This window comes from Myroides oncorhynchi, assembly GCF_020905415.1.
Classification (GTDB): Bacteria; Bacteroidota; Bacteroidia; order Flavobacteriales; family Flavobacteriaceae; genus Flavobacterium; species Flavobacterium oncorhynchi_A.
The window spans coordinates 3,532,796-3,555,971 of the sequence record NZ_JAJJMP010000001.1 but is presented as its reverse complement, the minus strand read 5'-3'; the positions used below and the strand labels follow the sequence as shown (position 1 = coordinate 3,555,971).

At 32.5% G+C, this 23,176-nt stretch carries 16 protein-coding genes and 1 tRNA gene; 14 read left to right on the top strand and 3 right to left on the bottom strand.

Annotated elements, in window-relative coordinates; all coding sequences use genetic code 11:
* Positions 1-2: 2 nt before the first annotated feature.
* A complete protein-coding gene (gene uvrA, locus LNQ81_RS15395) occupies positions 3-2,816 on the bottom strand; it encodes an excinuclease ABC subunit UvrA (protein ID WP_229948249.1) in 2,814 nt (937 codons plus the stop codon).
* A 1,317-nt stretch (positions 2,817-4,133) separates the two neighbouring features.
* Here uvrA and LNQ81_RS15390 point away from each other — a divergent pair.
* A complete protein-coding gene (locus LNQ81_RS15390; RefSeq protein ID WP_229948247.1) occupies positions 4,134-4,721 on the top strand; it encodes a sigma-70 family RNA polymerase sigma factor in 588 nt (195 codons plus the stop codon).
* 221 nt (positions 4,722-4,942) lie between these two features.
* Here LNQ81_RS15390 and LNQ81_RS15385 read toward each other — a convergent pair whose 3' ends face one another.
* Entirely contained in the window at positions 4,943-5,605 is a 663-nt protein-coding gene (locus LNQ81_RS15385; RefSeq protein ID WP_229948246.1) for an endonuclease III domain-containing protein, read from the bottom strand.
* 223 nt (positions 5,606-5,828) lie between these two features.
* Here LNQ81_RS15385 and LNQ81_RS15380 point away from each other — a divergent pair, with 223 nt between their 5' ends.
* From LNQ81_RS15380 to LNQ81_RS15370, 3 genes are all read left to right on the top strand, one after another.
* Positions 5,829-7,223, top strand: a complete 1,395-nt coding sequence (locus tag LNQ81_RS15380; protein WP_229948244.1) for a serine hydrolase — start codon at positions 5,829-5,831, stop codon at positions 7,221-7,223.
* Positions 7,224-7,377: 154 nt separating this feature from the next.
* Positions 7,378-7,462, top strand: a tRNA-Ser gene (locus LNQ81_RS15375).
* Between the two features lie 180 nt (positions 7,463-7,642).
* Entirely contained in the window at positions 7,643-8,296 is a 654-nt protein-coding gene (locus LNQ81_RS15370) for a hypothetical protein (protein WP_229948243.1), read from the top strand.
* 268 nt (positions 8,297-8,564) lie between these two features.
* Here LNQ81_RS15370 and LNQ81_RS15365 read toward each other — a convergent pair whose 3' ends face one another.
* Positions 8,565-10,148 carry an ISL3 family transposase gene (locus LNQ81_RS15365; protein WP_229948241.1) on the bottom strand — a complete coding sequence of 528 codons (1,584 nt, stop codon included), beginning with the start codon at positions 10,146-10,148 and terminating at the stop codon, positions 8,565-8,567.
* A gap of 162 nt (positions 10,149-10,310) precedes the next feature.
* Between LNQ81_RS15365 and LNQ81_RS15360 the strand changes: the two genes are divergently transcribed.
* The 10 genes from LNQ81_RS15360 to galE all read left to right on the top strand — a co-directional run bounded on the left by LNQ81_RS15360 (position 10,311) and on the right by galE (position 23,010).
* Entirely contained in the window at positions 10,311-11,333 is a 1,023-nt protein-coding gene (locus tag LNQ81_RS15360; RefSeq protein WP_229948240.1) for a serine hydrolase domain-containing protein, read from the top strand.
* Between the two features lie 110 nt (positions 11,334-11,443).
* Positions 11,444-11,914, top strand: coding sequence for a lipocalin family protein (locus LNQ81_RS15355; RefSeq protein ID WP_229948238.1), 471 nt, complete (start codon positions 11,444-11,446; stop codon positions 11,912-11,914).
* An 86-nt stretch (positions 11,915-12,000) separates the two neighbouring features.
* Positions 12,001-12,819: a GLPGLI family protein gene (locus LNQ81_RS15350; protein ID WP_229948237.1), complete on the top strand. Its 819-nt coding sequence runs from the start codon at positions 12,001-12,003 to the stop codon at positions 12,817-12,819.
* Between the two features lie 1,056 nt (positions 12,820-13,875).
* On the top strand, positions 13,876-14,226 hold the full coding sequence (locus tag LNQ81_RS15345) for a hypothetical protein (RefSeq protein ID WP_229948235.1): 351 nt from the start codon (positions 13,876-13,878) through the stop codon (positions 14,224-14,226).
* Positions 14,216-15,010 carry a HEAT repeat domain-containing protein gene (locus tag LNQ81_RS15340; protein ID WP_229948233.1) on the top strand — a complete coding sequence of 265 codons (795 nt, stop codon included), beginning with the start codon at positions 14,216-14,218 and terminating at the stop codon, positions 15,008-15,010. The genes LNQ81_RS15345 and LNQ81_RS15340 overlap by 11 nt, the downstream gene beginning before the upstream one ends.
* Positions 15,011-15,049: 39 nt before the next feature.
* A complete protein-coding gene (locus LNQ81_RS15335) occupies positions 15,050-16,498 on the top strand; it encodes a glycosyltransferase family 2 protein (protein ID WP_229948229.1) in 1,449 nt (482 codons plus the stop codon).
* Between the two features lie 22 nt (positions 16,499-16,520).
* Complete coding sequence (locus tag LNQ81_RS15330; RefSeq protein ID WP_229948227.1) at positions 16,521-19,319, top strand: tetratricopeptide repeat protein; 2,799 nt, start codon at positions 16,521-16,523, stop codon at positions 19,317-19,319.
* Positions 19,306-21,465: a DUF4838 domain-containing protein gene (locus LNQ81_RS15325; protein WP_229948225.1), complete on the top strand. Its 2,160-nt coding sequence runs from the start codon at positions 19,306-19,308 to the stop codon at positions 21,463-21,465. Before LNQ81_RS15330 ends, LNQ81_RS15325 begins: the two co-directional genes overlap by 14 nt.
* 2 nt (positions 21,466-21,467) lie before the next feature.
* The gene (locus LNQ81_RS15320) at positions 21,468-21,977 is read left to right on the top strand and encodes a DUF1573 domain-containing protein (RefSeq protein WP_229948223.1); all 510 of its coding nucleotides are present in this window, start codon (positions 21,468-21,470) and stop codon (positions 21,975-21,977) included.
* Positions 21,978-21,984: 7 nt separating this feature from the next.
* Positions 21,985-23,010 carry a UDP-glucose 4-epimerase GalE gene (galE, locus tag LNQ81_RS15315; protein WP_229948221.1) on the top strand — a complete coding sequence of 342 codons (1,026 nt, stop codon included), beginning with the start codon at positions 21,985-21,987 and terminating at the stop codon, positions 23,008-23,010.
* The last annotated feature ends 166 nt before the right edge of the window (positions 23,011-23,176 follow it).

Here is a 23,176-nt window from a genome sequence, read left to right as displayed (position 1 = left end):
AATTATTTTAATTTTTCTTTTAAGTAATGACCTGTTAGAGAGGCTTTATTTTTAGCTACTTCTTCAGGGGTACCTAAGGCTACTAACTCACCGCCATACTCCCCACCACCAGGACCAATGTCGATGATGTAATCTGCACATTTGATCAAGTCAAGGTTGTGTTCGATAACGATGATAGAATGTCCTTTCTCGATTAAGGCTTCGAATGACTTCAGCAACTTCTGAATATCGTGGAAGTGAAGTCCTGTCGTTGGTTCATCAAATACGAAGAGCACCTTATCTCTAGTTGTTCCCGCTAGTAAGAAAGATGCTAGCTTGATACGTTGCGCCTCTCCACCTGATAGGGTAGAAGAAGACTGACCTAGTTGTACATATCCTAATCCCACATCGTGTAGAGGCTGTAGCTTCTGAGCTATCTTGGTTTGTTTGTGTAGGTCAAAGAACTGTAGTGCATCATCTATCGTCATTGTCAATAGATCATCTATATTCTTTCCTTCAAAGTTTACTTCTAATACTTCTTTCTTAAAGCGCTTTCCGTGACAAGTCTCACATTCTAAGTGAACGTCAGCCATAAACTGCATCTCTACAGTCACTGTACCTTCTCCTTTGCACGTCTCACATCTACCGCCATCTACGTTAAATGAGAAGTGCTTCGGTTGATATCCTCTAAGCTTAGATAGTTGTTGTTTAGAGTATAAATCTCTAATATCATCATACGCCTTGATGTAGGTCACAGGATTAGATCGAGAGCTTCTTCCGATAGGGTTTTGATCCACATATTCTACAGATTTAATCCCTCCGAATTCTCCTTTCATTTCTGTGAACTGTCCAGGCTTATCACTAAGTCCTGTTAGTTTCTTTTGCAACGCAGGGAACAATATCTTTTTGATTAGTGTACTTTTACCACTACCAGATACTCCTGTGATTACAGTCAAGCAATCTAATGGAAAAGTAACATCTATATTCTTGAGGTTGTTCTCTCTAGCACCGATTATCTCAATAAAGTGTTTATATGGTCTGCGCTTCTTTGGAACAGCTATTTCGAGTGCTCCACTAAGGTATTTACCAGTAAGAGAGTCAGACTTAAGGATGGTAGCATAGTCCCCTTGAGCGACTAATTCACCTCCATAACTACCTGCTTCAGGACCGATATCTATAATCTGATCTGCAGACTTCATAATGTCCTCATCGTGCTCTACTACGATCACGGTATTCCCTAATTGTTTCAGGTTATTTAGTACATCGATAAGCTTCTCCGTATCTTTTGGGTGTAGTCCTATACTTGGTTCGTCTAAGATATACATCGATCCCACTAAGCTACTTCCTAGTGATGTAGCCAAGTTGATACGTTGAGATTCTCCACCTGATAAAGAAGCAGAGTTTCTGTTTAGCGTTAAGTAGTCAAGTCCTACATTACTAAGAAAACCTAGTCTGTTGTTGATTTCGATTAAAAGACGTTGAGCTACTTTAGCTTCATATTCGTTTAAGACAAGATCCTTAAAGAAAGTAATCAAATGCTTAATCGGTAAGTCTACTAATTCACTAACAGTTTTGCCACCTACTTTTACATAACTAGCTTCTATACGCAGTCTCTTTCCTTTACAAGTAGGACATTTGGTCTTTCCTCTATAACGAGAGAGAAGTACTCTATTTTGTATCTTATAATTCTTTTCTTCTAGTTCTTTAAAGAAGTCGTTTAACCCTGTAAACATAGCGTTACCTTCCCATACTAAAGCTTTTTGTTCATCTGTCAACTCAAAATACGGTTTGTGAATAGGGAAGTCAAACTTGTAAGCGTTGTTTACCAGTTGATCTCTATACCATCCCATCGACTCTCCTCTCCAAGGAAAAACAGCATTGTCATAAACAGATAAGCCTGTATTTGGAATCACTAATTCTTCATCTATACCGATGATATTCCCGTATCCATCACAAGTAGGGCAGGCTCCATAAGGGTTGTTAAAACTAAACAAGTGAACGTTTGGCTCTAAGAATGTCTCTCCGTCTAAAGCGAAGTTGTTGCTAAACTCCTTGCGTGTTTTGTCTTTTAGATCTTCTATGTAGCAGTATCCTTTTCCTTCAAAGAAAGCAGTTTCCACAGAATCTCCTAATCGATTATAGAAGTCCTCATCATCACTCACGACAATACGGTCTACGATTAAATATACATTTGATGCATCTACTTTATTGACTTCATCTTCCGTATGTTCACTGATATAGGAGTCTAGACGAAGTGTCTCCCCATTGACTAATACTCTAGCGTATCCCTGCTGTAATAATACATTAAGGTACTCATATAGGACTCTGTCTTGTCCTAAGTCAATAGGTGCTAGCAATAGAAGTTTTGCACCGATCGGTAAGCTCTTGATATAATCTAACACATCACTTACGGTATCTTTCTTCACTTCCTCATCAGAGATAGGAGAGATAGTCTTCCCGATGCGTGCATAAAGTAGCTTGATGTAGTCGTATATCTCTGTAGAAGTACCCACAGTAGACCTAGCGTTACTCGTATTTACTTTTTGTTCGATAGCGATAGCAGGAGCGATACCCTTGATGTATTCCACCTTAGGTTTATTAATACGACCTAAGAACTGACGTGCATAAGAAGATAAACTCTCTACATATCGGCGTTGTCCCTCAGCATATAACGTGTCAAAAGCTAAACTCGACTTACCTGAACCAGATAGACCAGTGATAACCACAAGGTTATTACGCGGAATCACGACGTCTATGTTCTTAAGGTTGTGCAACTGAGCACCCTTGATTATTATATTCTTTTTTGGATCTATATTGGAGAAATCTATTTTTTTCATAAAGCCTATAAAGGTTGAACATACAAAGATAATGCTTTCTTTAATTTATCTAAAGTTTAGAAACTTATAATCTCGCCAAAGTCCTTAATGTGCTATAATATTTCGCAAATCAAATCATGAAGGTTAGCATTATAAGAAGCTATTCTAGTTATTATTCTTTTTTATGCTTTAGGAAGCAAGGTGTATTTGGTGGTGGGATAGCTAAGAGTATAAGTGAACGGAAGAGGGTATGGCGCTATCTTGATTTGAAAAAGAGAATTAGATAAAAGTGGTGTTTTGAGAATATTTATCTACAAGTATAATTGTTAATTAATTTATTAAATAGAATTATTTACTTATTGTTAATTTTTTAACACACTGTGTGCTTTTAAGCTGTTTTTAAATTCTTTTAAATGTGATATATCTCAGTGTTAGTAAGGGGTGTGTAGCTTTTTTTGATATTGTCCACACATTGTTCGGGAATCCTTCGGAAGAGGTTCGGTAAAATGGGGCTTTTTCCGAAGAGTCCCCGAACAAACACCGAGTAATTCCGTATAAAGACTAGTTTTTTGTGTATTTTAGGGTGTTAAAATAATTTTGAAAAAGTATAAAATATTGATTTTTTTATCTCAAAAATAGGATTATTTGAGGAATGGATTTGCTTAGTTTTATGCAAATATTGAGATTATATGCAGCTATGATTAGCTGCTTAACTAGACAAAGATACAAAAAATAAAATGGAATTAACGATTGAAATGTAGTGCTTTAATGTATTGAATATGATATGTATTGTGAAGACGTACAATATTGCGCCTTTACTTTATATTGAAAGGGTGATATAGATTGGAGGAGTGATTTTTATGTATTATAGTATTACGGATGGTATTTAGAGATATGATATAGTCTATCTAGTAGCTATGAAAAATTCGGTTCTCTGTTTCTTTTTTCCTTGTTGGCTAATGCATACCAAAGAGGTAAATAAGTACAAGGGGGCTAATTAGACTATTAGATCTGAATAGGAATGAATTAGGGAGATAAGAAGAGAATATATCTTAAATTTAATGAAATAAGAATTGTGTTTTTCACAGTCAATAACACTTAATGTTGTGATTATTTCATTTGGATAATATTAAGATATGTGATTTTTAATATATCCTGCTTAAAAGGCATGATATCTTATGCTTTGTTACTATATGTTCTAAAAAAAACTTTTATTTTTTATTTATTTTAACAAATATAATTTTATATATTTGTCTCGTTAAACTATAAAAAATCAAAGCCTATTCTACAAAATTACTTTATAAGAATCTATTTACAGTTTTAAAAAAGGAATTTGGTATGGTATATATAAATATGCCTGATGCAACTCTTGTAACATTATATATTGCAGGAGGAGAAGGCGCATTAGAAGTTTTGATCAAAAGACATCAGTCTAAGATTTATGGTTTTATCTTTTCTAAAGTTTCAGATGCCGAGTTGGCAAATGATGTTTTCCAAGATACATTCATTAAAGTAATAAATACGCTTAAATCTGGGCGTTATAACGAAGAGGGCAAGTTCCTTCCGTGGGTGATACGCATTGCACATAACTTAGTAATGGATCACTACAGAAAGGAAAAGAGAGTTCAATTTCAATATGACTCTGAAGAAATGCCTATTTTCTCATTTCTAAAGGATGATTCTAATACAGTCGAAGGAGACATTATACAAGGGCAGATAGAGGCAGATTTACACATGCTTTTAAAAGAACTTCCAGAAGATCAGCGTCAGGTAATTATGATGCGTATGTATCAAGATTTGAGTTTCAAGGAAATAGCAGAACTCACTGATGTAAGTATTAATACAGCATTAGGTAGAATGCGATATGCATTACTAAATTTGAGAAAATTAATTGATGAGAAGAATATTATTTTGACAGAGATATAATATTCCAAGATGTTTTGTCGTTATCATAGTACAAAACAACAAAACATCTTTATATGAAAAAAAATTACGTAACAAAACAATCTAGTTTTACTTTACCGAAAGAAGAAACTATTAAATTCCTATTAAGCTATTCGAAAGGGTTAAGTCTGGTAGGGCTTAGCGGCTTGATAAATAATCTATCGCTTTACTCGAAAGAGAACTAAAAGAAAGGCTTGGAGTTTTTACTTCAAGCCTTTTTTCTTATAATATTCATTAATTACAGTCTTTCTACCTATAACACTTGTGATAATATCGACCTCTAGGTTCCAAGCACGAGCAGGTGAATATTGACGTCCGTACCAAACTAATTGTAAATGCAATAAGTTCCATTTGTCTTCAGGGAATAGTCGCTTGGCATCCCTTTCGGTTTGCTCTACACTCTTGCCATTAGAGAAGTTCCATCTGTACATTAGTCTGTGGATATGAGTATCTACAGGAAATGCTGGAATACCAAAAGCTTGAGACATCACTACACTTGCAGTCTTATGCCCCACAGCAGGTAGCTCTTCTAAGGCAGCCATATCTTGTGGGACTTGACCATTATGCTTATCAATAAGTATATGAGATAAGCCATAGATTCCTTTAGACTTCATTGGTGACAATCCACAAGGTCTGATTATATCTTGGATTTCCTCCACCGTTAGCTTTATCATATCGTATGGATTATCAGCCTTAGCGAATAGGAGAGGAGTTATTTTATTCACTCGTTCGTCTGTACACTGTGCTGATAATAATACAGCTATAAGTAAGGTATATGGGTCTTTATGGTCTAATGGCACGGGTACTTCAGGGTATAGAGCATCTAGGGTCTCCATAGCGAACTGTACTTTCTCACTCTTGGTCATAGTCATTCGTTTTTTATAGGAGCGAATATAGTTAAAAATATGTGCTAGTAGGATGTATTCTAATAAAGAATATCTATGTGGTTATAAATAGCTGTATTTGTTTGTATTAGAACATAAATGGAGGTGTAGATTACAAATAAATTATTATTTTTATTTTATTCTTGTTAAAGTAGGGAATATATCAGATAAATACTAATATATTTATCCTGTAAAACAATTTAAAATGAAGAGATTAAGTATTTCTATAGTAATGTTTTTGATGGCAATTATGGGTTCTTTTGCACAAAACAAAGAATACAAACCGTTGATAGATGTTTTTGTGAAAGATTATAATACAAGTGATTATGAAGATATTTATAAACATTTTTCCGCATCTTTAAAAGAGGAGTTGCCAAGTGTCAAGGCAAAGCAATTCTTTGTAGAAATGAAGGAAAAGCTAGGTAATATTAAGAATATGGAGTTTTATGGACTAGATGCTAATAAATTAGCACTGTTTAAAACAGAATTTGAAAACAATGAAGTAGCCTTGTTAAACTTGGCAATGAATGATATTGGAGAAGTTATAGGTTTTAGAATTTTAGATATGCCTAAGCCTCAGGATGATTCGTTTAAGAAACAAAGTATCGAGGAAATTATACTAAGTGAAACTCTAAATCTACCTGACAATGGACAATATGCTATCGGATTAATAGACCATGATAAAGTAGAGTATTTAGGGTTTAAGAAAAATAGAAACGAGGTAAAAAAAGAAGATAATTTTGATAAGCAATTTTCTATTGCTAATGTGATGACAATATTTACATCTACAGTATTAGCAGAAGCAGCAGTAGAGAAGAAACTAGATATTACTTCAGAGATTAATAGTTATTATGATTTTAATTTTAATAAGAATATAAAGTTAAGTTTCGTGGGGCTTGCTAATCATTCTGCTTTTGTACCTATGCTTCCTGATGTAAAAGCGAGTGAATCAAAAACAGAAGATGATCTATTGACTAATTTTACTATTGATCAATTAGAGGATTATCTAGCTAATGATTTACTTATAGATTCTTCAAAAACAGAGAGAAGACAAAGCTTTTCTTTCTTGGGATATGCTATTTTAGGTAATACCTTGAGTAAGGTATACAACAAGTCTTTTGATAAGTTAATACAGGAAAATATTTTTTATAAATACAAGATGACGAATTCTACGGTGTATATGCCGAAGAAAAAGAAAAATGTCATCAAGGGAATTAACGTGGGACTTAAAGAGGGATATCCTATAAAGGTAGGAGCATTGTTACCTTCTAGTGGAGGTATTTCAACAGTAGAAGATATGAGCAAATTTGTTCAAGCTCATTTTAATGATTCAGATAAAGTATTACAATTAGCCAAAAAACCAACATTGATTGTTTCTCCAAATTATTGGGTTAGTTTAGGATGGAAGATAGGATATCCATTTGATTCTGGAGAGCCTTTATATTTTACAAGAGGTATAGATTCTGGTTATTCTAATTATATAGCTTTTGATCCTATACGTAAGAAAGGAATTGTGATCTTATCAAATAGTTCTTCAGAGAGTGCTTTAAATGCTCTAGATGCACTTAGTTATAAATTAGTTGTGAAGATATTCGAATAGTAGTATCTTTTTGATAAACAGTATACTATATAATAGGTGTTATCATAGATAGACGGAAGAGGATAAAAAGTATAATTATTTTAAAACAATAGTTTGGAGTTGTAAATAATTATACTACATTTGCACTCGCATTACGAAAGTAGTGCAGACTAAAGGAGGAATGGCAGAGTGGTCGATTGCGGCAGTCTTGAAAACTGTTGACTGTAACAGGTCCGGGGGTTCGAATCCCTCTTCCTCCGCTGAAAAGCCCGATAACTACTGTTATCGGGCTTTTTTTAGTGCTATGTGCACCTAATTTGCACCCAGAAAAGGGAGGTTAGTTTTTTTATGGAGTTTATTTTGGTAAATTAGCGTTATATTTTACGAAATTATGCCATGTTTTATTTCGTAAAAAAAACAATGTTAGCTGCAATTATTCAATGAGAAACGTAAAAAAAATATTAGTTACTTTATCAATATTACTATTGCTAATTTATATTTATCAGCTTACTCAGTTAACTGGAGGATTTTTCTTTTCTAGTTTCTTTTATGTAATAATTATTTCAATATTTATAACTTTTTGTATAACGTTATTTACATATATATCTAAATTCATCTTTAAAAAACAGAATTTTTTAATTAGACTTTTATTTGTTGCAATAATTATCTTATCAATTACTATATACAAATTATACTCACCAACATTAAAAATTATTGTTCCTAAAAATTATTCAGGTGAAGTAAACTTAACATTATCTAATTTAGATCATGATGAATTAAATATTGATGAAAATGGTATAGGATATATTACTAAATGGACGTTTGAAAAGACTTATACGAAACCAAAAGTTTACGATACGGATGGTAATAATTTGAGTTATTTATTATTAAGTTATGATAATAATAAGTTTTGGGGTAAATCAATAGGAACTGGAAATACAATAAGAAGTTTAAACTTTGAAATAGCTAAAGATTCTCAACAAAAAGAGAGAACTTATATTTCTAGATGGTTAGAAAATGTTGATTTAAACAAAGTTTATCTTGAAAATCCAACTAAAAAACCAGATAATATATTAGAAGTCAAAGTAAAATAACTGTAAGTAACATAGGCTTGGCGCAATGATGTGTTAAACGCAAAATCGAAAGTTTAGTATTTCATATCCACTACTGCGACTATCAACTTTTTAATGATAGATACAAGTTTATAAAATGTTGAGCCAATGAAAAGCTTATTTAAAATATTAACACTAATTGCTTTATTTATAAGTATAGGATCATATGCACAGGATTTAAAGCGTAAAGATTTAATTTCTCAACTGAATGATTATTCCACAGAAAGTGGATCTTCCCCACTTTTGGTGGTTAATCTGGTGAAAGTACCAATCTTTTTTCTAATAAATCAATTGAACATCTGCCATACATTTGTCTCTTTAGAGTCTTAAGTTTATTTACATTACCTTCAACAGGACCATTACTCCATGGTAAATCTATTGCATTTTTAATTGCGTTAGTATCTTTTAAAAGCCCTTTAGAAAAACTCTGAAACTCTGGGATATCACTTAGGTTTATTTTGTCAATCCAAGTATGAAAAGAATCACTACATTTTTGTTCAAACATCATACTTCGAAACTCTCTGACTAATTCCAATGTAAAACGTAAGGTAGGTGATAACTCACAAAGCTGATCTAGTATCTGCCTTTGTACCTTATTGATTCTCTCCTTTTTAGTGACAAACAATATCATTGTGCGTGAAGGGCGCCAAAACACTAAGTTTGAAGGTAAAATCACCTTCTTTCTAGCAGCTTTCCCAATTGCAATTTGAAATCGTCTAAGCGAATCTGATAATGTATTATAGGCACCACTATATCTACGATTTTTCAATTCAGAATGTAACGTTTTAAGTAGAATTGTTGGGTCTTGAATAATTTGTGATTCGATATATTCGAGATGTTTTTCTATACCTGTTGAGCTTTGACAATGTATCGTAGGTAGCTCATCATACAATTCATATTTTTTTACTGTAACACGACTCATGCGAAGCAATTTACTTATTTCTCTATGACTCTTACTTTGAGCTAATAACTCTTTGACTTGGGTAAAACGTTGCAATTGATGATTTGACGTTTTAGTCTTTCGCCATTTATTTTCTGGTTGTACTGTCATAGTGTTTTTTTTTCTCATTTTTTGAATAACCGCATATTCCCTATCTAAAATCTTTCGAACAGTTTCTCCTAAGTTTTTTAGCAAATGCCAACGATCAGCAACTTGTAAAGCCTGAGGTGCTCCTTGTGTAGAAGCTCTTTGATAATTGATAAATCTGTCTCTTGAAATTAGCTGTACTTGTTTGTTTTGAGTAAGCCAATGGTAAAATGTATTTTCTTCCCTATCTTTTAACAAACCTATTGGTTTATTGGTTTTTAGGTCTATAAGAATACTTCCATAGCGTTCTCTTTTTCGAATAGCCCAATCATCTACACCTAAATGTGTAACATTAGCAGTTGTTGGAAGCTCTTGTTTTGCTATAATTCGAAGTAAAGTGGTATCACTAACAGTAACAGAAAATTCTGAACATATTTTCTCAGCAGGTCTACCTCCTGTTAGAATAACTAAATTCAATAACTTTTTAGTTAGCCGATTACTTCGTCTTTGATAAGAAGAAAAGATGGATTTAAATCGCTCTGTAAAGATTTTCAAAGGACATTCTAATGTAGAACAATAGAATTTTCGAGCTTTCAATTTTATCACTGTTTGTTTACCAAAAATAGGAAGATCAACTATTTTTCTAATGTAGTAGCTATGTAATTTTGAAGATGGTAGTTCACAGTTAGGGCAAGTGCTTTGTTTTGATTTACTAACTAGTGAGATTCTTATTTTATCTAGCTCATTTACTAATGAGATAATCTTAAAAATTCTTGTATTATTAAAAAGTAATTTACTAATTGACATAAGCTATTAATCTATAATGCAAATTACTGTGGTTTTAGCTAGAATTACCACCAAAAGTGGGGAAGATCCACTTTCTGTGGAATAATCATATAATTCTTGAACCCACTATTCCTCCCGAAGAAGCGTATAATCTCCCAAGTACTTTATTGTTTAGTAGTCTTTTTGATTTTTGCCTTAGTTAGCTTCAAAAGTAATGCGCAAGTCAATAAACAGAATATTGAAAATGCAATTACAAAAAATGCTCTTCTATTACTAGAGGATAAGAGATTTCATTCTGTTTCAGTAGCAGTACTTAAAGATGGAGAGTCTATAGTAAGGCATTTCGGTGAATTATCTATTGGGAAAGGTGATAAACCAAATGATTCTACACTTTATGAGTTAGCTTCTGTAACTAAGACTTTTACAGGTTATGTAGCTGCTAAAGCTGTACTTGATAAAAAAATAGATTTAAATGATGATATTAGAAAATATCTAAACGAACCGTACCCCAATTTAGAATATAAAGGAGAACCTATTAAGATAAAAGACCTGCTTACACATACAAGTGGGTTTCCTAATTTTCCTCTTAAAAGCGAAAATAAGGAGGCTTTTTTTGAAGGATTAAAACTAATCAAAATTGAAACGAAGCCAGGAAAAGTATATTCTTATTCAAATACAGCTCCGGAACTAACAGCATATATACTAGAAAAAGTGTATCAAAAAAGCTTTGAGGAACTAGTGAGTGATTTTGTTTTGAAACCAAATGAAATGAACCAAACGAAGTTTACATTAAATGATAGTGATAAAGCAAACTTAGTAAAGGGGTACAATGATAAAAATGAGTTAATGCCTAACTTCAGCAGGACTTTATGGGGAGGGATTTCAGGATTACCCACTACAACTACATACTTAATAAAATATATGAAATTGCAGCTTGACGAGTCGAATCTAGTTGTAAATGAATCTCATAAGAGGTTGTATAAAGAAGGCAATGATTTTTGGGAAGGCTATCACTGGTATATATTAGAAAATGATAGCCAATTAATTTATAGACATCACGGAGGTATATATGGAATGCAGAATTGGTTTGTAATTTATCCTAAACAAAATATGGGAATATCTATATTGACCAATACTAGCTTTGATGGGACGGGTTATATTCTAGAAGAAGTAGTTGATAAGTTGTTTGAAGATATTAGTAATTAGGCTTTTTAGCGTAGTTGTTTTTACATAAAACTCATAAGTTAAAACAATGTGTTTTTATTAGAATTAGTAGTGAAGCTTCTTGAAATTTTTATCTTTACATAAAAAAGGATATGAGAAAGATGTTAGCCATTCTGCTGTTGTCTCTATTGACAGTGGGAATGAGTAGTTGTAAACAACAAGAAGTAACTAAAGAGTATAAAGCAGAAAGCTTAGTAGGAACGTGGGAACTATCATCAGGTAAAATATTTGATAGGGAAGCGAAGTTTTTAACTGATACTAATCCTAAGGATGAATATGGATGTGGGTACATGACTTGGACGTATAGTACAGATAAAATAGATATTCTTAATTATGTTGGTAAAGACGAAAGTGGTAATTGTCTTGAGGAAATAACTAGTTTGAAGTATACTCTTCGTAAGAACTCTATGCATACTTTAGATGAGTTGGGTATCGAAGCAGAGATACTAATAACGAGTTTGACTAATGATGAATTAGTAGTTATGGCAACATTACCTAATCCGGAAAATGACAAAGAGAATTCTATTAAGTATACTGAGCTTAGTTTTAAGAGAGTGAAATAGGAAATTGTTATTCAGAAAATAAATTATTGATAGAAAGTTATGCTTCTATAAAGTTTTTCTTATGTTTACTAAACCAATTATTTATTATGAAAAAGCTGTATACTATTTTTTCTTTGCTTTTAGTAAGCTCAAGTTTTGCACAGCAGTCTACGGACTCAGTGTCAATAAATAGATTCTTTTATAATACTAAGATTCTCAGTAATCCACAGAAAGCAGATCAAATAACAGAAGGTGTTGCTGTATTAGATATTGATCAGAGTGATTCTCGATTTACAGATTATGGTAATCAGCAGCGAAATGAATTAAAAGAGAAGTTAAAAGATGATAAAACTTTATCTTCAATGGATAAGGTGATGAAAATACAAAGGATTAAAGCAGGCTTTACTTGGTCTATATATAGTAATGCTAAAGAAAACAAGCTTTATCAGGAGCTGGCTAAGCAAAAGTACTTTTATAGCGATCCTAAAAACACTATACAGTGGAGGATAGATCCAGAAGTGACGCAATGGGAGGGCTATAATGTACAAAAGGCAACAGCAAGTTATGGAGGGCGCGTATGGTATGTGTTATTTACCAGTGACATACCTGTGCTAAATGGTCCATATAAGTTTAATAACCTACCAGGATTTGTAGTCAAAGCTTGGGATGGAGCACAAGAGTATGTTTTCGAATTTACTAAAAGCCAGAATATGGTAGTTGCTAAGGATTTTTTAGCTGGTCCAACAGAATATGCCGAGATAACTAAAAAACAAGCAAAGAAAGCAGATAAAGTACATTATAATAAGACAGCTGTTGATTTGTTACTTGATCTAAACCCAAAAAATAGAGAGTACATAGATCAGTACCCTCAAGAGATGAAAACGAAGGTTATTCTTACCAGTAATCCTATAGAAAAGGATTTTTAATAGGAGGTCTGCAGAAAAATATAGTATGATTTTAGAGTCACAAAGTAGAATTGCCTAGGTTTATTTAGCTAACATGGTTTTTGGGGTTAGCAGCGGATTATATAGGATAAAAAGCCCATATCAAGTGTATACACTTGGTATAGGCTTTTTTCGATTAATGTATTAATCTATTCCTTTTTGTTATCTATATATAGACTAGAGATGGCCTTATGTACCTCCTCTAGAGGTATACTTGAAAGGTATTGCATCTTTCTTCACCACCTTCTGGGATAGTAAACTCTTAGCTCTCGTAAGTGAAATGCTGTGTTATGAATCATAATTACTAGAGCTAAAGTTCTCAGTGTAATTTAGAGAAATAAGAAGGCTAGGTATTTTAGATTAATTCTATACTTTGTTTAATTACTTGTAATTTATACGATTTAACATAATTGTTTTTTAACAGAGTAGAGGTTAAAGCAATTTTTGTTTTAAGACTATTCTAGTATTAAAAATTATCAGAAAATGTCTATAATATCATTGAAAAGTTAACTGCTCTTAGGTAGGTTTTATACTCGAATAGGTAATTGATCTATAGAAGATCTTTAATTTAAAGTTAAAAATCATTTTTCTATTTCGAACTCAAATATATCATTTTATTAATGAAGATTGTTTCATAAAAAAACTAGTGTTATTTTATGAAACAAGTATAGTGAAAACATAAAAACTTGCTTATATAGTAGTGTATGGTTGTTTTAAGGGGTTGTAAGTGTTAAAAATGCTCAAGTATTGGTATATCTAATTTAAGTGCTTATTCTTAGGTTTCATTTCATTAGCGTTTATTCATTTATTTTTTTTTTAATATAATTGTAGTCAATAACTAAATTTTTTTGTAAAATATTATGATATTGGTTGGGTAAATCATGTTTTACAGGTGTTTAAGTAAATATTGTTTTATTTCTGTGTTTTTTTTACGTAAAAAATAAAGTAACTGATATTTTTTTACGTAAAGTATAAAGATATTGATTTGTCATATACTATTTATTGTCCCCATATTTGCTTTTCTAAAATCGATTAACTATGGATATTATTATGTATTATTTTTACTATTTAAGCTCGCATTTTGAAGGCTTTTCCCCAGTAGTAAGAATGACTGTTTTTTTGACTATGTTATTGGGGGGACTATACATTTTATCACTTTTAAAGATTGGGATTGTTGCTTATAAAGCAAAGGTTGAAAAAAATCGATACCAAAAAGTAAAAGATAAATACGGGAAAGCATTGTATTACTTGTTACATTCACATGAGGATAAAACTACAACGCAAATTTTAGATTATTTAGGTTTAAGTAATAGTGAATTGTCAAATTGGGAAAAGGCTCATATAACGAATTTGTTAGTCAATATGATAAAAGCAGAAGATGAAGTATAATAACAATAATTATAAAGAGATTCTAGAAGCTTTAGAGCTACCTGCATATTGGGAAGATCGTTTAAAAAGTAAAATTCACAAGGATAGTGAGCATTCCTTAAGAGTATTAGATGAAATGGGAAGTCTGGTTTCTGGTACAGCAGTTTCACATAAGTTGTATTCAGAAAATAAAAGTGTAAGAAAGCATGCGAAGAGTATCTTTATGAAGTTATCTTCACATGATTCGTTTAAGTTTTTGGACAATGATTTCGATCGCGACTTCAATGCTTTAGACGAGGTCCGTATTCATAAGTCGTTGGTAAGTAAATCTGTAGAAAATCCTCTGCCGTTATTAATGCGTTGGGTAAACTTAGCGACAAATGAAAAATATAAAGCTTATTTAATTGCGGAGATTGCTTTTTTTAACCAAAATGAAAGTACCCCACAATTAGCAGAGCTTTATAAGGTTACTGATAGTACATTAGTAAAAAATAGCATTGTAGATACATTAGGAAAACTTTCTTATAGAGAAGTAATTCCATTGCTTATTAGTGATTTTGAATATGTAGGTTTATCAACGCAAGAGCTAATTTTAGATACGTTAGGGCTATTAGGAGGAAGAGAATCTCTTGAATTTTTAACTGTAGTTTATAGCAAAACGTCTAATAAAGAACGCTTAGTAAAATTGATTCACTTTATCTATAATATAGATAAAGGAGGTGAAACTTACTTACAACTTAAAGCGTCTACTAAAAGCGATTTTGAAAGGTCTATTATCGCCTATGTTGAATCAGGTAGATCTTAAATTAAATTCCCAAAAACCCCACAATCTCATTTATTCCTTATGGAAATACTTACCTATGTATATCAATACTTAGTGTATTTTTATGCCTGTTTTATTACGCTAATTTACTTTATTTTGGCTGTGTTTGGATATTTTAAAATTATACGTAACAAAGCAAAATACACTGAAAAAGAAGAATATATATTAAAAACTCATCCAGAGATAGCACCTGCTATTTCTGTTGTAGCACCTGCTTATAACGAGGAGGTTATTATCATTGACAATGTACAGTCGCTATTGAATTTGGATTATCCAAATTTTGAGGTAATCATTGTTAACGATGGTAGTAAAGACAACACATTAAAGTTGTTGATTGACAATTTTGATTTAATCGAAATACCTTTTCCTTATATTGAAAAAGTAAGATGTAAACCTGTAAAACGTATTTATCGATCAACAAATCAAGTTTTCGAGCGACTAACAGTAGTAGATAAAGAAAACGGAGGTACGAAAGCAGATGCTATGAACGCTGGAATTAATGTAGCAAAATATGATTACTTCATTAATACAGATGTAGATTGCATTTTAGCAAAAGATACTTTATCAAAAGTTATTTTACCCGTCTTAGATTCTAAAATACCAGTTATTGCAGTAGGTGCTACTATGCGTATGGTTAACGGATGTGAGGTTAGCAATGGGCAAATTACTGAGGTTAAACCGCCGAATAGCTTAATTCCCTTATTTCAAGAAACAGAATATTTACGTTCTTATCTATTAGCCAAGATGGGATGGTCTGCTTTTAATCTAATTCCCAATGTATCGGGAGGATTTGGTTTATTTGACAAAACTGTGGTGATTGAAGCAGGAGGTTATGATTCACAGTCTCATGCTGAAGATATGGATATGACATTTCGCATGGTATCCTATATGTGTGATCAAGGAAAAGAATACCGCATTGAACAAATAGCAGATACATGTTGTTGGACAGAAGGTCCACCAAACTTAAAAGTACTAGGTAGACAACGCACAAGGTGGGGAAGAGGATTACTACAAATATTCGTTGTACATAAAGGATTAATGCTTAACCGCAAATATGGTAGATTAGGTATGTTAGTTATGCCGTATGCATTATTATTTGAATTTATGGCTCCAATTATTGAGGTTATAGGACTTGGATTTTTAATCTTCTTAGCTTGGACAGGTCAATTAAATTCTGAAACGTTTTGGTTGATGTTATTATTTGTCTACATGATTGGGGCTACGATGTCGTTAGTTTCTATCTCATTAGATATAATGGTTAAGAAGCAATATAAATCATATGGACAATATCTAAAACTAATCTTTATCTCTGCTTTCGAAGCAATTCTTTATCATCCCTTCATAGTCTTTTTTAGTCTACGTGGTTATTGGCAATTTATGACAAGGAGCAGTTTTAAATGGGGAGAGATGACTCGTCAAGGGTTTTCTAAAGAAAAACATACTACCCCAATTGAAAATACAGTATCCTAACTCCTAAGTATAGATAAAATAGATGAAAAAGATAAAATTACATTATAGTTGTTTGCGTATTGTATTGGCTATTTCGCTTGCCAGTACAGTTGGTTATGCACAAAGAACAACAAGTTTAAGTGATAAAGATAATTATGTTACTGTGGTAGGTACACAGTTTAATAAAGGTGACTGGGAAGGCGGTAAATCTACATTGGATCAAGGTATTAAAGAATATCCTAACGATTCTGATTTGCGAATGATGTTAGGTAAGTATTATCATCATAAGAAACAATATGATAAGGCACGCTATGAATTATCTAAAGCTATTGAGATCACCCCTACCAATACAGATGCCAAACAAATTATGGTTAATGTAGAGATAGAGACAAAGCGCTATTCTAGTGCTATTTGTTATGTTAACGAAATTCTGGAAGCTAATCCGTATTTGAAAAGCCTGTGGAAAAAGAAGATAGAACTCTATCTTTTACAAGGGAATGAAGTGGAAGCAAATCGCTTAAAAAAGAGGTTATATCAAATATATCCAACAGATAATGATTTGAAAAAAGACTATGTCTATAGTATAGAAACAGAAGCTGATCAAAGTAGAAAAACTGGAGATTTAGATAAGTCTATAGAGCTGGGAAGAAAACTTATTCAAGAGTCTTCATCAGATGTTCAGTATTATTTAACGGTTATTAATGACTATTTAAAAGTAGGTGACAAGCAAAGTGCTTTATCTTTTACAGAACGCGGACTGTATTTATTTCCTAATAATAGTGCGTTGATGAATAAGAAAATAGGCATCTTAGAAGAGCAAAAACGCTATGATGAACTGTTAACTTTTTTGGAAAATAAAAAATTGAAAAAGGAATATAATTACTATGTTCTAGAAGCGGCTCGCAATGCAAAGTTAAATGATCCTTTTACTCTTTATTCAAAAACATTAAGTGCCAATCCAGGAAATGAAGAAGCATTTAATTATGTTTTTAATCACTTAGTGGGTGGGCAGCAATATGAAGAAGCATTAGTTACATTATCTGCTCATAAACGCACTCGTGGTGGTTCAAAAATGATTGCTTTAAAAGAATTACAAGTATATACTCGTATGGGAAATACTGCAAAAGCAAATAGTTTGACAAAAAGTCTTTATAGTCAGTACGGGAATGATAAAGATCTAGCGTTGGCATACGATAAAATTGTTTTAGAAGAGGCTAAGGGGTATATGTTTGAAGAAAATTATGATGAAGCAATTAGTCGTTGGAATTTAATTAGCAATTCGGCAGAACAAGAGATAAAGCGTGTAGCTCAAATTGGATTATATAATGCCTATTATAATAAAGGAGATTATAACAGTGCATTGTATATTATCAATAAGCTGACAGTGAGTAATCCTGAAGATCTAACATTATGGCTTAAAAAGTCTGATATCTACTTTAAACAAAAAAGCTATACTGCGGCATTAGACAGTTACGAAGAGCTATTTGTAAGAACAAATGCTACACAACGCATATTATACTTAAGTGGATATGAAGAGTTGTGCGTTGCGATTGTAAAGAACAAGAATGAAGACTTTTTGTACAATGAGAGTTTACATATTGTAAAGCGATGGTTAGTACAAGATCCAGCAAATAACACAGCCTTGAAGTATGCTGCTAATTTATCGTCTCAAATTAAAAAGACAGATGATGCTATTGTTTATTTAGAGAGAGGAATTGTGGCACACCCACACGATGTGTTTTTTAAAGCAAAATTAGCTGAGCTACAAGGCAAAGTAGGAGATGATTACGCATCACTCTATACTGCTTTAGTAGCAGAACTAGATGAAAACCCATACCACGAACTATTGCTGCTTACGTATGGCGAAATAAGTGAGAAGTACGCATTGCAATTGATAAAAGAGGGAAACGCAGATCTGGCTGTCGAAAAGTTAGAATTAGCATTATGTCATCTACCTGATAGCAAAGAATTAAAATATACTAAGGGGCTAGCTTTAGAAAAACAAAAGAAGTTTGCAGAAGCCTATTTTTATCAATCGTTTTATGAGCCTGCACCAATGGAGGTAGAGGAGTTTAAACAACATTTAAACTACTTAAATAACAAAGCAGCGAACAATGAAATAGGGATGCAATACTTATGGAGCAAACAAGATGGTAACGATGTACATCAATCAGTAGCGTCTTTAGAATACACACGTCATTATGTGAATAATAGTTATTCTGTTGGGACAAACTATACTGGACGTGAGCAAGGTAAAGGTATACAAGGGCACATAGGATGGTCTAGGAACTGGAAGAACAGATTTAGTACACAAATCAATGTAGCTCTGTCAGATGCTTATTTTCCAAAGTTTTCTCTTAATGCATCAGTGTTCAAGGATGTGAATGTCATAGGAGGTTTGGAATTAGAAGCAGGAGTGGGATACCGCAAGTTTCAGTATGATCCATTAGACATAGTAAACAAGAATGAGATGTTTAATCTTGTCATTGGAGCAACAAAACAAACAGAAACTTTTCGCTTTAATACCAAATTTAATAACTTCTTTATGGGAAGCGAATGGATGTATAATTTGTCTGTAAACGCGAGGTTTTATATGTCATCTCCTAAGCATTATATTACTGCTCTAGCAGGAGTAGGATCATCTCCAGATGTAGAATTGATAGATTATCAGTTATACAATGGTTTTTCTGTTTTGAATACCAATATAGGAGGTGGTTTTGGATGGGTGTTATACAAAAATATCAATGCTAGTATGATTGGTACATGGTATAATTACAAAGCAGGTGATAATGTATATAAAAACTTGTATAATCTATACGTAACTGTCAATGTGGTATTCTAAGTTTTTAAAATACCTGTTGTTTATAACGTTATTTATCAATAACAGCTGTTCTGCAAATAAAGGAACAAGCTTAAAGGCAGAACAGTATATTATTTATAAAGAGGAAAAGAATTCAGTCGAATCTGATTATCTATATCACCATTTACACAAGAGATCAAATGCATCTGACTTAGTTTTGTTGAAAGAAAAAACTAAGTCGGAGCATAGGAATCAAAGAGCAAAGCATATTTATTTAGTAATAGATACAGAGATTAAAGAAGATTATTGTATCAAACATAAGGGAATATTGTTGACTATAAAGGTCAAGAATACAGCCACTATGACATGGGTAGTTTATCAATTGATTGAAGCAATTGCACAAGTAGATTCTAGATTGAGTGCTTCAGATTTAACGCCAGCTGTATTGGATTTTGAAACCAAATGTGCTACACATGATTTCGCTTATAGAGAGCCTTACTATCACAAAAATTTAATAGTAGATCAGTCAGGTGTAGCAGGAAATCACAATGTAGAGTTAGATTGGGGGATTTGGGGGCATAATTTATCTAAAGTGCTATCCAATATAACAGATATATCTATTTATGCCCAAAATGAAAAACAGGTAGATCAAACACAATACTGTTTTACTTCTATAGGCTTACAACGTTACTTGAGCGCCTATATTATGGATCAGTTTGGGAGAGGAGATAAGCAAAGTTATCGCTTTGTAATTACGCCACAAGACAACGACATAGTATGTGGTTGTAATGAGTGTAAGGCATTAAATAAGGGTATTAAAGATGCTTCTGAATCTGTTACTTACTTAGTTAATCAATTGGCGAAGCAGTTTCCACATCATCAGTTTTTTACTTTGCTATATCGTTCAACGAATCAAGTGCCTAAAGTAACATTAGAAAAAAATGTGGGTGTTTTTGTTAGTACGATTAACCTACCTAAAGGCGTAGAATTAGAAGAACTGAGCAAGAAGAGACAAGAGGTGCAACAGTTTGTTCAGCAAATAGAGCAATGGAAGTCCAAAACTTCGCTTATTTATATTTGGGATTATAGTGCCAATTTTGACGATTATTTAAGTCCTATTCCAGTGTTATATGCTTTTCAGAAACAAGCGAGATTCTATAAAACACTGGGAGTTTCAGGTGTTTTTTTGAATGGCAGCGGGTACGATTATTCTACTTTCGATGATGTAAAAAATTATGTATTAGGAGCTTTGATGAAAGATTTAGACTTATCTGTTGATCAGCTAGTTCAACAGTTTTATGATAAGTTTTATCCTCAAAATTCTTTGTTGTTGAGTTCATATTATTTGCAGTTGGAAAAGTACTACGAACAAAAGAATAAACCATATGCGTTATATGGGTCAACCAATGAAGCATTAGCAACCTATTTGGATGAGCAAGAGTTTGTGACATTTTACAATCGAGTAAAACAAGCCATAAGTACAACAACAGGAAACGAACAAGTATTGCTTAAAAAACTCTTCGTTGGTCTCACTTTTTCACGTATGCAAATAGCTTATTCTAAAGAATATAAGGAGAATGGAGTTGGAAATAGAGAGGGGATTCTTATGCGTTTTGTACCTGAGAATAGAGAATGGATTAATACCTTAGTAAATGGGGTAGAAGAGTATCAAATAACGCAATATAAGGAAGTAGGTGGAAGTTTAAAACAATATATTCAAGCATGGAAAGAGATGACTCAAGAATCAACTTATGAAAATCAGTTGTTAGGTACAGATATTAGTGTTCATTCTAAAGTAGATGAAGGTTTTGAAAAAAGTAAGTTTTTAAACAATGGGTTAACAGGTATGCCTTTTGATTATCAAATGGGATGGTATATCTCTAGTGCAAATGATATAGAGATGTCATTTGATACTTCAAAATTGAAAGGTAATAAGCAATTAACAATCAATTTCTTAGTTCAAGATAAGCACCGTTTTCTAGCTCCAGAGTATATAACATTTTGGTTAGATGGGCGCTTGGTAAAAACAGTGTATAAGAGTGATTTAGTTCAAACAGAGGGAATCGCTCAAAGTCAGATAGAAATAGACTTTACAGAGAGTAATAGAATGCAAATTAAGATGGTGAAGTCTAAAGCAAAGCGCATAGCCCTTGCTTGTGATGAAATACAAATTACAAATAAAATATAATAATGAAACAGTTTGTTTATATAATTGGAATATTGATATCAGTATTTCTTTTTACGGCCTGTAAAGGAAGCGAAAATCAGAATACAACAGTAGAGATATTAGATAACAATCGCCACTATTATCCTGTATTACAAGGTGAAGAAAAAACAATGGTATTTCCGATTATAAACAAGGGAGAACATCCATTTGTGTTGTCTGATGTTTTGGTTTCTTGTGGGTGTATTATTGTCAAGAAGGCTTCTATTCAACATATTCCTGCTGGGGGAGAAGGTAAGTTGGTTTTAGAGTTTGATACAACTAAAAATATAGGGTATGTAAAGCACTATATAACGCTATATGGCAATTTAGAGAATAGAGAAAACGCAGAAGTCATATTTGATTTAAATATTGTACCTGATGCTCATTATACTAAAGATTACGAAGAACTTTTTAAAGAGCACAAGGGAAGTAAAACGAAGGATCTAGTTGACGGAACAATAGATAGAGATTATTACATAGATCACAAAGAATAAAAGAATTATGAAAAAGATTTTAGTAACTGGTGGTTTGGGATATATTGGATCACATACTACTGTTGAGTTAATTAAAGATGGATATCAAGTTGTTATAATTGATGATTTATCTAATACACAGATGTCTGTCTTAGATCGTATCGAAATATTAACAGGAGTACGCCCAGTATTTTATGCTTATGACTTAAAAGAAGCTCAATTAGTTTCTAAGGTATTTGAAGACCATAGAATAGAGGGGGTTATTCATTTCGCTGCCCATAAATCAGTAAGTGAGAGTCAACAAGCTCCTTTAGATTACTATGAAAACAACCTATACTCTTTGATTAATATTCTGCAAGAAATGAAGAAAAGACAGGTTTCTAACTTTATTTTTAGCTCTTCTTGTACAGTGTATGGACAGGCAGATCAGATGCCAATTAATGAACATACTCCTTTGAAAAAACCAGAGTCAAGTTATGGTAAAACCAAGCAAATGGGAGAAGAAATCATCAAAGACTTTGTCGAAGCCTATCAAAAGAGAGCTACTTTGTTGCGCTATTTTAACCCTATAGGAGCACATCCTTCAGCATTATTAGGAGAGTTACCTAATGGAATACCTAATAACCTGATCCCTTATATAGTCCAAACTGCAGGAGGAATACGAGAGTATCTAAATGTTTGGGGAAATGATTACCCTACAGCTGATGGTACAGCTATACGAGACTATATTTATGTTGTAGACTTAGCTAAGGCGCATATAGCAGCTTTACACAAGTTACTTTGTAGTCAAGAGAGAAGAGTTTTAGATATCTATAATTTAGGTACTGGACAAGGAACATCTGTCTTAGAAATCATAGAAAGTTTTGAAACAGTAAATGATATTAGTGTTCCTTATAGAATAGGAGAAAAGAGAGAAGGAGATATCACAGTGGCTTATGCCGATGCTACAAAAGCAAAGATAGAGTTACGGTGGGAAGCTAATACTCCTATAGAAGAATCATTGCGTACAGCATGGAACTGGCAGCTTACACTTGAGTCTATTGAGCATGGATAAAAGAAATTATTTAGATATATAAATATAATAGTTTGTTTTAATTGATATAATATGATGATGCTATGGCTATTAGTAAACCTACGGTTTTATTCATCTTTAATCAGAAAAAAAACTATAAAAAAAGCTTGCTTTATATCATAAGATAATCAATGAAATAGTTGGTTTT

Bases quoted from the DNA above. Each gene is read 5' to 3' on its own strand.
- LNQ81_RS15365 (WP_229948241.1), bottom strand. From the start codon at position 10,148: ATGTCAATTAGTAAATTACTTTTTAATAATACAAGAATTTTTAAGATT.
- LNQ81_RS15330 (WP_229948227.1), top strand. From the start codon at position 16,521: ATGAAAAAGATAAAATTACATTATAGTTGTTTGCGTATTGTATTGGCT.
- LNQ81_RS15385 (WP_229948246.1), bottom strand. From the start codon at position 5,605: ATGACCAAGAGTGAGAAAGTACAGTTCGCTATGGAGACCCTAGATGCT.
- LNQ81_RS15340 (WP_229948233.1), top strand. From the start codon at position 14,216: ATGAAGTATAATAACAATAATTATAAAGAGATTCTAGAAGCTTTAGAG.
- LNQ81_RS15380 (WP_229948244.1), top strand. From the start codon at position 5,829: ATGAAGAGATTAAGTATTTCTATAGTAATGTTTTTGATGGCAATTATG.
- LNQ81_RS15355 (WP_229948238.1), top strand. From the start codon at position 11,444: ATGAGAAAGATGTTAGCCATTCTGCTGTTGTCTCTATTGACAGTGGGA.
- galE (WP_229948221.1), top strand. From the start codon at position 21,985: ATGAAAAAGATTTTAGTAACTGGTGGTTTGGGATATATTGGATCACAT.
- LNQ81_RS15320 (WP_229948223.1), top strand. From the start codon at position 21,468: ATGAAACAGTTTGTTTATATAATTGGAATATTGATATCAGTATTTCTT.
- LNQ81_RS15335 (WP_229948229.1), top strand. From the start codon at position 15,050: ATGGAAATACTTACCTATGTATATCAATACTTAGTGTATTTTTATGCC.
- LNQ81_RS15325 (WP_229948225.1), top strand. From the start codon at position 19,306: ATGTGGTATTCTAAGTTTTTAAAATACCTGTTGTTTATAACGTTATTT.
- LNQ81_RS15390 (WP_229948247.1), top strand. From the start codon at position 4,134: ATGGTATATATAAATATGCCTGATGCAACTCTTGTAACATTATATATT.
- LNQ81_RS15350 (WP_229948237.1), top strand. From the start codon at position 12,001: ATGAAAAAGCTGTATACTATTTTTTCTTTGCTTTTAGTAAGCTCAAGT.
- LNQ81_RS15345 (WP_229948235.1), top strand. From the start codon at position 13,876: ATGGATATTATTATGTATTATTTTTACTATTTAAGCTCGCATTTTGAA.
- uvrA (WP_229948249.1), bottom strand. From the start codon at position 2,816: ATGAAAAAAATAGATTTCTCCAATATAGATCCAAAAAAGAATATAATA.
- LNQ81_RS15370 (WP_229948243.1), top strand. From the start codon at position 7,643: ATGAGAAACGTAAAAAAAATATTAGTTACTTTATCAATATTACTATTG.